The sequence below is a fragment of the Streptomyces sp. NRRL WC-3549 genome, assembly GCF_000721935.1.
Lineage (GTDB): Bacteria > Actinomycetota > Actinomycetes > Streptomycetales > Streptomycetaceae > Streptomyces.
Genome location: NZ_KL585391.1, coordinates 213,733 through 221,875 on the forward strand (window position 1 = coordinate 213,733; position 8,143 = coordinate 221,875).

The window sequence follows — 8,143 nt, forward strand, 5'->3', positions numbered from 1 at the left end:
CGTTCGGCCCCACCAGGGCGGTCGCGCGGCCGGGTTCCAGGGCGATGGAGACGCCGTGGACGACCGGCTCGCCGCCGTACCGCAGTACCAGGTCGTGCCCGTTGAGGGCGGTCACCGGCGCGGCGGGGTCCGGCAGGGAGCGACCGGCGCGCCGCGAGGGGCTTGTGAACATCGATGGGTCCGGAGGGTCGGAGGGGCAGGGGCTGCGGCACCCTCCGTCCGGCCTTCACCGGCCGGGCCGCGCACTCCCCGGCACACGGGAAGCACCGCGCACGGCGAGCAAGAACTAAGGGTCACCTAACTCCGAGAAGGTTATATTCCGCTTGCCGTGGCGACAATCAGGAGTTCTGGACACGTGATACGGGATTCCGGACATTCCCGAGGGTTCCGTCGGCCGTGTCGAAGAAGGCGCCCGGCGTGGTCCCCATGACCCGGCGGAAAGCGGCGATGAAGGAGCTGGGCTGCGCGTAGCCCAGCGCCTCCGAGACCGTCATCACATCGAAGCCCTCGGAGAGGAGCATCAGCGCCCGGTGCACACGCAGCATCTGCCGCCACTGCGCGAAGGAGAGACCCGTCGTATGACGGAACGCCCGGGTGATGGTGCGGTCGCTGACCCCTAGCTGCCGCGCCCACTCCTCCAGCGAGCGGCAGTCGGCGGGATCGTCCAGCAGGGCCTCGGCGATCACGTCGATCCGGGGATCGCCGGGCAGCTGCAAGGCGAACTGGCGCTCCGACGGCTCCAGCACGTCGAACACGACCGCCTCCGCGCGCGCCCTGGCCGCCTCGTCCAGATCCGTGCGGGACAGGTGGGTCAGCAGCGACTCGAGCAACGGCGTCATCGCGATCGCCTTCGGTTCCGTGAACGCGAACGGCGTGCGGTCGGGGGCGAAGAAGGCGTCGTGGAACTCCGCGCCCGCCGTCGCCCGCCCCCCGTGCACCACCCCGGCGGGCATCCACAGCCCGTGCCCCTCGGACACGGTGAAGACGCGGTCCTCCACCCGGGACGTCAGCGTTCCCCCGCGTACCCAGACGAGCTCGTGCAGGGGGTGCGCGTGCGGCGACCACTCCGTGGGGACCCGGGGGACCCGGAACCCGGCGACGATGGCCGACGGTGCCCCCGCCTGCTCCGGTAGCGCCATGGCCCGGCGCACCACGGTGCCGGCCTCGCGCCGCCACATCCCGGGGCGCGCCTCACCACGGGACGATCGGGCCATGCGGCGATTCTATCCGGGGGCCGCGCCGCACCGGGGGCCCGCACGTCCCGGCCACACGCCCGGCCGACGCGGACGGCCGACGGCGGACGGGCCGACGCGGACGGCCGACGCAGACGGGCCGGGACCGAAACGGCCGGAGAGCTGAGCCCCGGCCGGTCGATCCGCGCGGGTGTGCCGCCGGCCCCGGGAGGCCCGCCCTTTCGGGCAGGCGCCCCGGAGCGTCAGACAAGGTGTCACGACGATGGGACGGCGGCGGCGAACCGCCCCGGCCCGGTACGGCCGCCATCGCCGCAGGGGCGCAGTACCCCCGAACCGCTCGGTGCCGCCCGCGCCCCGTCCTCCTCGGGCTCCCAGGGCGGCCACCGTTCACGACCGTCGGGAAGGCCCCGTCAGGCGGGCGCCCCCGTGCCGACTTCACGCCGCTCCGTGCCGCCGGGCGCCTGCGCGGCCGGTTCACCGGAGACGTTCACCGAGCGCTTGCGCCCCAGGCGCGGGTGGAGGAGGACGAAGGCGAGGACCGCCGCCAGGAAGGTGAGGCCCGCCGAAACGATCAGGCACAGGCGCATGCCTTCGAGGAAGGCGTCACCGACCGCGCCCCAGACCTGGCCGGCCCCCGGGCCGAGGGACATCGAGCCCACCGCGCCGAGACCGGCGTCACGCGTCGCGGCGGTGACCTGCTCGGCCAGGGCGCCGTCCACCCCCGCCTCGGCGAGGTGGCCGGGGAGGGAGGAGACGGCCCGGCTGGTGAGCAGGGCGCCGAGCACGGCGGGACCGAGCGCTCCGCCGACCTGGCGGAAGGCGTTGTTGCCGGCGGCCGCCATCCCGGCGAGCGGGTGCGGTACGGAGGCGACGGCGGTGGCCGTCATCGGCGTCGTCACCAGCCCCATGCCCAGCCCCAGCAGGAGCAGCCGCCAGGAGAGCGAGCCGAAGGAGGTACCGGCGTCGGCGCCGAGCAGGGTGAGCAGGGCCGCCGTCACCATGAGCAGACCCGTGGTGATCATGAGGCGCGGCGAGAGCCGGTGCATGACGCGTCCGGCGATGCCGCTGACGATCAGCGCGGCCCCGGTGATCACGAGGAGCCGCCAGGCGATGCCGAGGGTGTCGAGCCGCTGGACCATCCCGAAGTAGAGGCTCAGCACGAAGAAGAAGCCGATCATGCCCAGGAACATGATCATGGCGACGAGGGTCGTGGCGGTGAAGCCCGGGCTGCGGAAGAGCGCGAGGTCGAGCATCGGGTGGGCCGAGCGCCGCTCCGTCACGACGAAGAGGACACCGCTGACGACGGCGACGGCGAGCGCGGCGACGACCTGCGTGTCAGCGAAGGAGCCGGCGCCCCCCTCGATGACGCCGTAGACGAGCGCGGTGATGGCGAGCGCGGCCGTGATCTGCCCCGGCCAGTCGAGCCGCCCGGCGCGCGGTGCGCGGGACTCGGGCAGGGCCCGCAGCGAGATGACGACGGCGACGAGCGCGACGGGGAGCGGTACGAGGAAGATCCAGCGCCAGCCGAAGTGGCTGAGGATCGACCCGGCCAGCACACCTCCGAGGGCGAGCGCGCCCAGCAGGCACATCGCCCATATGCCGATGTACTTCCCGCGTTCACGGTGATCGGGGACGGCGTGGCTGATGAGGGCCAGTGTCGTGGGCAGCAGCGCGGCGGCGCCGAGCCCGGACAGCGCCTGCCCGGTCCACAACTGGCCGATCGAGTGCGCGGTGAGCGACGTGGCCGCGCCGACGGCGGAGAGCAGCAGCCCGACGACGAAGACCTTGCGACGGCCGTGGACGTCACCGAAGACCCCGGCGGTGAGGATGAAGGCGGCCATCGGCAGCACGAAGGCGTCCGAGACCCAGGCCAGCTGCGAGGTCGTCGTGGACAGCGCCGACTGGATGGCGGTCAGACTCACCGAGACGCTGGTCACCGGCAGGTAGGCGACGAAGACCCCGAGGCAGGCCATGACGATGGTCGCCCCGCGACGGGGCACGGCTGAGGGCGGTGACTGGGACAACACAACTCCTTCGAGGCGCCGGGGACCCGGCGCGGGGAACAGATGGGGGACGTGGGGCCTCGGGGGGGCGTGTCCGGCCGCACGGGGCCGGACCGTACGGGGGAGCCGTACGGGTCGCCGTCGGCCGGGGACCCGGGACACGACCGTCGAGCCTCCCTGATTTTCCATCGGAGGGGCCATTTCCATCCAACGGAACCCGGGGAACCAAAGGAAACATCCACAGAAGTGCGACGAGTGCGATAGTTGCTCCATGCTCGACACCCTCGACAGCCACATCCTCCACGCCCTCCACGTCGTACCCCGGGCGCCGTTCCGGCTGGTCGGGGAGGTGGTGGGGGCTTCGGAGCAGACCGTCGCGCGGCGCTACCGGACGATGCGCCGCGCGGGAATGGTGCGGGTGGTGGGGCTCGTCAACCCGGCGGTGCAGGGCCTGGTGGCGAGCGTGGTGCGGATCTCGCTGCGCCCCGACCGGATCGACGCGTGCGCCGAGGCGCTGACACGGCTTCCCGAGGTCTCCTTCGCGAACATCACCTTCGGCGGCTCGGAGATCGTGTGCGCGATGGCGACACCCTACGAGCGGCGGATGCCGGAGGTGCTGCGCCAACTCGCCCGGACCCCGGGGGTGCTGGAGATCGACACCCGTATGACCCTGCACACCTACTCCCCGCCCGGCGCCTACTGGGGAAGGCTCGGCCCCTCTCTCCCCGAGGAGGCGGTGGAGTCGCTTCGGGAGCACCACCCGCCTACGGCACCGAAGGGCCGGCCGGTCGAACCGCACGAGGAGGACGCCGCGCTGCTCGCCGCACTCGCCGAGGACGGCCGGTCGAGCCAGGCCGCGCTCGCCGACCGCACCGGCTGGACCACCGGGCGGGTCGCGCGGCGCCTGGAGGTGCTGGAGCGCTCGGGCACACTCTTCTACGACGTGGACCTGGCCCTGGAGAAGCTGGGCTATCCCTTCAGCGCCGCACTGTGGCTGAGCACCTCCCCCGCGCGGCTGCACGAGACGGGCTCGGCCGTCGCCGCGCTGCCCCGGGTCGTCTTCGCCTCCGCCACGACCGGTGCCCAGAACCTCATGGCGATCGTCATGTGCACGGGCACCGCCGACTTCTACGACTGGCTCAGCCACCGGCTCGCGACGGTGCCCGGGGTCACCGGCTACTCGGTCAGCGTCCGGCTGCGCACCCTCAAGAAGGCCGCCTCACTCGTCTACCAGGGACGGCTGGTCGCGCCGCCCCGGTGAGGGACCCGCTCCGGTACCGCCCGCCGCGCCCCGCGCGGGCACCCGGAGCGCCGGCCTGGCGTCACGGCCGGCAGAGCGCCCCGGCGCCCCACTGCCGTCCTCGCTGTCCCAGGACGGCTGGTGGCGCGAACTCCGTTCGCCGCGAGGACCGGTCGTCCGCCCGGTCCACGGCCAGGGGCCGCGCCCCGGCGGCCGGGCCGCGGATGTGAGACTACGAGGATGCTCGTACAGTTCGTCACCGCCGCCGGTGTCCTGGCGGTGCTCACCATGGTGCCCGGACCGGACATGGCCGTCGTGACCGAGCGTGCCGTCGCCTCCGGCTGGCGGGACGGGCTCCGGACAGTGGGCGGCATCACCGCGGGGCTGCTGGTCTGGGGCGTGCTCGCGGTGGCCGGCCTCGCCGCCGTACTGGCCGCGTCCGCCACCGCGTACACGGCGGTCAAACTGGCTGGGGCCGCCTACCTGCTCTTCCTCGGCGTCCAGTCGCTGCTCCGGAGCCGTCGCCGCCGGTCCCGGCAACCGGCAGCGGCCTCCGCCACGCCGCGCGGCAACCCCTGGCGGACCGGCCTGGTGAGCAACGTCTTCAATCCCAAGATCGCCGTCTTCTACACGGGTCTGCTGCCGACGCTGGCCCCGGCCGGTCTGTCTCCTCACACCGGCATGGCCCTGCTGGTCCTGGTGCACACCGTGCTCACCGCTCTCTGGCTCGGCGGGTACGTCCTGCTGCTGGCCAAGGCGCGCGCCTTCTTCGAGAGGCCGGCCGTACGCCGGGCCATGGACCGTGTCACCGGGGTCGTACTGATCGGGTTCGGGCTCAGGGTCGCCACCTCCCAGCCCTGAGGTTCCGCGGGGCGGCTGGTGACCCGACCTCAGAGACCTTCTCGAAACCCCTTCTCCTGACAACAGACTGACAACAGACCGCGCCCACGGGGCCGGCCGGGCCGCCCGGCCGGCCCGCCCTCCGGCAAAGGAAGACCACGATGGCGAACGACGACGACACGGTGCTCGACGACCCGGTGGCTCAGTCGCTGGGGGGCCGGCACGCGCGCCTCGCCCGGCGACTGGGCCGCGCCGCCACCTATCTCACCGGAGTGGCGACGTTCTCCTGCGTGCCCGCCGATCCGGGCACGGAGGACTGGGCCGACCTCGCCGGGCTGCTCGGTCCGGACGCGTTCGCCGACATGTTCAGCAGTCCGGCCGTCCCGCCGCCGGCTTGGAAGCCGGTGTTCCGACTTGACGGCCGCCAGCTGATCCGGCCCGGCGGTGGCCGGCCCGTCCGCCCCCGTGGCGCGTCCGACACCGGTGTGGTCGAACTGGGCGCGCAGGACGTGCCCGAGATGCTCGACCTCGTCGCGCGGACCGAGCCGGGGCCCTTCTGGCCGCGCACTCACGAACTCGGCACCTACCTCGGCGTCCGCGTCCGGGGCACCCTGGTGGCGATGGCCGGAGAACGGCTGCGGCCCCCGGGATGGGCCGAGATCAGCGCCGTCTGCACCGCTCCCGAGGCACGTGGGCGGGGTCACGCCGCTCTCCTGGTCAGTACGCTCGCCGCCCGCGTCGAGGCACGCGGCGAGCGCCCCTTCCTGCACGTGGCCGAGTCCAACACCGGCGCGATCGCGTTGTACGAGCGGCTCGGCTTCAGGACCCGCAGACAGGTGACCTTCCAGGGCTTCCGTACTCCCTGACGGCCGCCTCCACGGCCCACCCGATCCGGCCGTCGCCGGGTGGAGACGCCGTCGGGCAGGCCCCGTCACCCGGCTGAGGGTTCTCCGGTCCAGGCGGGCTCAGTCGGTGGACAGGGCCTGGAGGAGGTCGCCGACCTTCGGGTCGGGCAGCGCGCGCGCCACGTCGGCCTGGGCGACCATGCCGACCAGGTCATGGCCGTCGATCACCGGCAGACGACGTACCTTGTGCTCGGTCATGGTCCGCAGGATCTCCTGCGCGTCGTCGTCGGCGCCGATGGTGACCGCCTCTCCCTGGGCGAGGTCGCCGGCCGGACAGGTGGCGGGGTCCTTGCCCGCGCCGAGGACCTTCACGACGATGTCGCGGTCGGTGAGCATGCCTTTCAGCTTGTTGTCCGTGCCGCAGATCGGCAGTGCCCCCACGCCGAGATCCTTCATCTTGCGGGCGGCGTCCAGCACCGTCTCGTCGGCACCGACGCACTCGGTTCCGCCTGTCATGATGTCCCGCGCCTTCGTCATGGAGCTACTCCTTCACTCTGTCTACGGGTATGCCGCCGTGTCCGTGTGAGTCCACGACGGGTCTGTCGACGTGGCACATGTTCCCGATCGGGGCGGACCGTAACGACGCTTTTCCTCCCGAACCGGTGAACGTGCGCGATGGGCGCCTTCCCGGTTCCCCCCGCGCAGCGGTCCTGCTGGTGGGACGGTCCGCGCGAACCGCCCGTGGCGTCCGGTGACGTCCCCGTCGCCCGCGCCGGCCGGCGTCCTGGCCGGGACCGTCTTCGGTGGGTTCCACTCCGGCATCGGCCTTCTGCGCGGCGGTGGTCCGGCGCACCGTGCACGAGCTGGGTGATCCGGACGTCCTGGTGCGGCGCTGCCCGCCTCAACAGCCAGACGGCCCGGCGGCCCTGACCGCCGAAGACTTCGGCCGCATCGACCGCACCCACGGTTACCCCTTGCACCGGAAAGGTGCACCTGTTCGGGTTCCTTCCGATGTCACCAGTTACCGCGGGCGCCGGTGGGGAACACGCGCCACATCACGTCTGACCATGCCGGCCGCCCTACTGCCCTCAGCGGCACACGGTGCAAACGGAAGGAAGCGCTCAGGATGACGAAGTCGGGGCCCCGTGGTCGGCTGGCCTTGTGCGTCGGTGCGCGTACGTCCGTCCGGCCCGCGGGCCCCGACCGTCGCGGCTCGGCGGATCCGGCCACGCGAACCGCTGAACCGGTCGCCCCGTCTGCCCAGGAGACCGGGACCCCGGCGCCGGCCGGCCGGCGGCTGACATCGCCCGGGCACGCCACGACGGCGGGCCACGGGTACGGCGGTGGTGCGGAAGGGACCTACACGATGCTTCCTGCGGCCGTCGCAGGCCAACTGCAAGTCGGCGGGAGAAAGAAGCCTGTGGACAGCGCGAACCCGATGGTGGTGTTCACCACTCTGCACTCCCTGGCTGAGCTGGTGACGCGCCGCAGAGGCCTGTACGTGCGCTGGTCCCACGGCCCTGATCCGGACCTGGAGACCTTGTCGAGCCGAGACGAACTCACCGGTGTCCCCTTGCCCGGGCTTTCCGCGAACGCCCTGGACGTGGAGGACTGGTGGGGTGACCGTTCGGTGCGCACCTGGGTCGCGCGGCGGCTTTACGACTACTCCCATCTGCCTCACGTGAAAGACGCCCACACCCGGCCATGGGTCCTCCAGGGCAGCGAGGTCGGCCGTGGTCCGGACAACGAGCCCCTCGTACGTCAGGTCGAACCCTTGGGCTGGATCGACCGCTCGGTCATCCACCAGGCCAATGACGTCATCAACCACCAGCCCGGACCGTGGGGCCCGATACACCGGCACGGCTACTCCTGACGGATGCCGCCCGCGGTGACGCACCGAGCCCCCTCTCTCACCAGGAGCAGTACATGAGCGACAGCAAGAACCCCCTCAAAGCCGCGGTCGAGAAGGCGGCCGATGCCGTCCTCGGCACGGACGGAACGAAGAACGCTATCCCCGGCGCG

General features: G+C 72.5%; 7 protein-coding genes and 1 pseudogene. 4 read left to right on the top strand and 4 right to left on the bottom strand.

Annotated elements, in window-relative coordinates; translation table 11 throughout:
- From IH13_RS0109550 to IH13_RS0109560, 3 genes and pseudogenes are all read right to left on the bottom strand, one after another.
- Window positions 1-172, bottom strand: a pseudogene (locus IH13_RS0109550) (ABC transporter ATP-binding protein); the annotation flags it as partial.
- 166 nt (window positions 173-338) lie between these two features.
- Window positions 339-1,214 (bottom strand): helix-turn-helix domain-containing protein, encoded by an 876-nt coding sequence (locus tag IH13_RS0109555; RefSeq protein WP_037841024.1) that lies wholly within the window; start codon window positions 1,212-1,214, stop codon window positions 339-341.
- A 389-nt stretch (window positions 1,215-1,603) separates the two neighbouring features.
- Window positions 1,604-3,166, bottom strand: a complete 1,563-nt coding sequence (locus IH13_RS0109560; protein ID WP_037841042.1) for an MFS transporter — start codon at window positions 3,164-3,166, stop codon at window positions 1,604-1,606.
- Between the two features lie 301 nt (window positions 3,167-3,467).
- Here IH13_RS0109560 and IH13_RS0109565 point away from each other — a divergent pair, with 301 nt between their 5' ends.
- The 3 genes from IH13_RS0109565 (at window position 3,468) to IH13_RS0109575 (ending at window position 6,142) form a co-directional block, all read left to right on the top strand.
- The gene (locus tag IH13_RS0109565; RefSeq protein WP_031082842.1) at window positions 3,468-4,457 is read left to right on the top strand and encodes an Lrp/AsnC family transcriptional regulator; all 990 of its coding nucleotides are present in this window, start codon (window positions 3,468-3,470) and stop codon (window positions 4,455-4,457) included.
- A gap of 219 nt (window positions 4,458-4,676) precedes the next feature.
- Entirely contained in the window at window positions 4,677-5,297 is a 621-nt protein-coding gene (locus IH13_RS0109570) for a LysE family translocator (RefSeq protein WP_031082844.1), read from the top strand.
- 140 nt (window positions 5,298-5,437) lie between these two features.
- Window positions 5,438-6,142: a GNAT family N-acetyltransferase gene (locus IH13_RS0109575; RefSeq protein WP_031082847.1), complete on the top strand. Its 705-nt coding sequence runs from the start codon at window positions 5,438-5,440 to the stop codon at window positions 6,140-6,142.
- 99 nt (window positions 6,143-6,241) lie between these two features.
- On the opposite strand, the gene IH13_RS0109580 is transcribed toward IH13_RS0109575, so the two are convergent.
- Window positions 6,242-6,658 (bottom strand): CBS domain-containing protein, encoded by a 417-nt coding sequence (locus IH13_RS0109580; RefSeq protein WP_031082849.1) that lies wholly within the window; start codon window positions 6,656-6,658, stop codon window positions 6,242-6,244.
- Between the two features lie 883 nt (window positions 6,659-7,541).
- Here IH13_RS0109580 and IH13_RS0109585 point away from each other — a divergent pair.
- Window positions 7,542-7,994, top strand: a complete 453-nt coding sequence (locus tag IH13_RS0109585; RefSeq protein ID WP_110084982.1) for a DUF6098 family protein — start codon at window positions 7,542-7,544, stop codon at window positions 7,992-7,994.
- The last annotated feature ends 149 nt before the right edge of the window (window positions 7,995-8,143 follow it).